This is a genomic window from Cytobacillus purgationiresistens (assembly GCF_030813235.1).
Classification (GTDB): domain Bacteria; phylum Bacillota; class Bacilli; order Bacillales; family Cytobacillaceae; genus Cytobacillus; species Cytobacillus purgationiresistens.
This window is the reverse complement of record NZ_JAUSUB010000073.1, coordinates 1-1,889: the sequence shown is the minus strand read 5'-3', so window position 1 is coordinate 1,889 and position 1,889 is coordinate 1. Positions and strand designations below refer to the sequence as shown.

The window sequence follows — 1,889 nt, the reverse complement described above, 5'->3', positions numbered from 1 at the left end:
GATTCATCAATAAGGTTGTTTTTTACCTTATTGGTGATTTGGCTTAAGACCTCGAGGGGCTAGGAGCCGCAGCTAGACAGCACGAAAAGCGGAGGCGACTGTTCAGCTCCGACAAGCTTAAGACGATTCATCAAGGCCGTCATAGCTAACTTAAAAAGCGAGCATTCCTGATAATAGGGATGCTCGCTTTTTTATACCCAGCCTACACTGCCTTAAATCCATACCTTTCCATCTCAGCACAGATTTTCTTAAGCTTTGGATTTCCTTCTCCGACAATTTCATCCTCAATACTGACAACAGGGTAAAATAAATCCTCATCAATGACTCTTTGCGCAAAAGCCTTTTTAGCATCATCTTCTGGCGGATGATGGATATCAACATAAGTAATCTTAAATGTTTGATCAACAAACTTTCTGGATAAAGCAGCCTCAAGCCATTCATACGTTTCTCTCGATGAAGGCAAATTGACACAACTCGGACAAAGTACTTCAGCCCCATAAACAATAATCTCCAATACCTTAACCAAAAACTCTCCCCCTTAACCGAAATGCGAAGGCGACTGCCCTGCCCCCACAAGCTTAAGACGAATCACCAAGAAGGTTGGTTACAGTCTTTGACTTATGATAAAGAGAGCTGGTTGCCGCTGCTGGAATATTCGAAAATGTATACTACCTCATTTTATTTTACAATAACACATAAAAGGCGGTATAAGAAAATGTTTCCTAAAGAGCGGAATTCTTGCTTTGAGAATAGATTTTTAGTTACAGTTTGATTATAATAAGTATTAAGAAAGGAGTCGATTTCAAATGGCTGAACAAACTGCAATGAATAATCAAGTACAAGAAGTATTAGATAAATTGCGCCCTTTCCTTCTTCGTGACGGTGGGGATTGTGAATTAGTAGATGTAGAGGATGGTATTGTTAAATTACGTTTATTAGGCGCTTGCGGAAGCTGCCCAAGTTCAACAATCACTTTAAAAGCCGGTATTGAACGTGCTCTTTTAGAAGAAGTACCTGGTGTAGTTGAAGTTGAACAAGTATTTTAATCCACTTTTCTATATTAAAAAAAGCGGTGTCTTCATAGATATCACTTTAGACGCAAGGGGTTTAGGATGATTTCATTCTAGATCTCTTTTTTTATTCCCGATGTTAAACAAGAGGGAAATCTTACCTCCCCCTCTCTTCTCCATTAATCTTTATTTATATTGAACAAGAATTTGATTCGCTCCTATACGTTTCATTACTCGATAGTCCTTAGATGTTTGCGTAGCAATTCCCTTCATCGTTTGGAATGCAATTGCCATTCCCTTCACATGCCCCATCATCTCTTGCCAGCACTTTGCCAACGAGACCAACCGAAACCCATTCGGGGCTTTCTTGCTTTGGGATCATACTTGAGCTTTGGATGCCCATGTTTCTACGCTATTTTCGCTTTAGGATCAGGGTTGAGCTTTGAATGCCCATCTTTCTACGCTATTTTCGCTTTGGGATCGGGGTTGAGCTTTGATTGCCCATCTTTCTACGCTATTTTCGCTTTGGGATCGGGGTTGAGCTTTGATTGCCCATCTTTCTACGCTATTCTCGCTTTGCGATCAGACTTGAGCTTTGAATGCCCATCTTTCTACGCTATTCTTGCTTTGCGATCAGACTTGAGCTTTGAATTCCAATGTTTCTACGCTATTCTCGCTTTGGGCTCAGACTTGAGATTTGAATGCCCTTCTTTCTACGCTAATCTCGCTTTGCGATCAGACTTGAGCTTTGAATGCCCATCTTTCTACGCTATTCTTGCTTTGCGATCAGACTTGAGCTTTGAATGCCCATCTTTCTACGCTATTCTCGCTTTGCGATCAGGGTTGAGCTTTGAATGCCCATCTTTCTACGCTATTCTC

At 41.0% G+C, this 1,889-nt stretch carries 3 protein-coding genes; 1 reads left to right on the top strand and 2 read right to left on the bottom strand.

What is annotated here, in order from left to right:
- Positions 1-202: 202 nt before the first annotated feature.
- The gene (locus J2S17_RS28710; protein WP_307480803.1) at positions 203-526 is read right to left on the bottom strand and encodes a YuzD family protein; all 324 of its coding nucleotides are present in this window, start codon (positions 524-526) and stop codon (positions 203-205) included.
- A gap of 280 nt (positions 527-806) precedes the next feature.
- On the opposite strand from J2S17_RS28710, the gene J2S17_RS28705 reads away from it, so the two are divergent.
- Entirely contained in the window at positions 807-1,046 is a 240-nt protein-coding gene (locus tag J2S17_RS28705) for a NifU family protein (RefSeq protein ID WP_307480801.1), read from the top strand.
- A 150-nt stretch (positions 1,047-1,196) separates the two neighbouring features.
- Here J2S17_RS28705 and J2S17_RS28700 read toward each other — a convergent pair whose 3' ends face one another.
- Positions 1,197-1,346: a hypothetical protein gene (locus J2S17_RS28700; protein WP_307480798.1), complete on the bottom strand. Its 150-nt coding sequence runs from the start codon at positions 1,344-1,346 to the stop codon at positions 1,197-1,199.
- Positions 1,347-1,889: the final 543 nt, after the last annotated feature.

Coding starts and splice junctions, on each gene's coding strand:
- J2S17_RS28705 (WP_307480801.1), top strand. CDS start 807: ATGGCTGAACAAACTGCAATGAATAATCAAGTACAAGAAGTATTAGAT.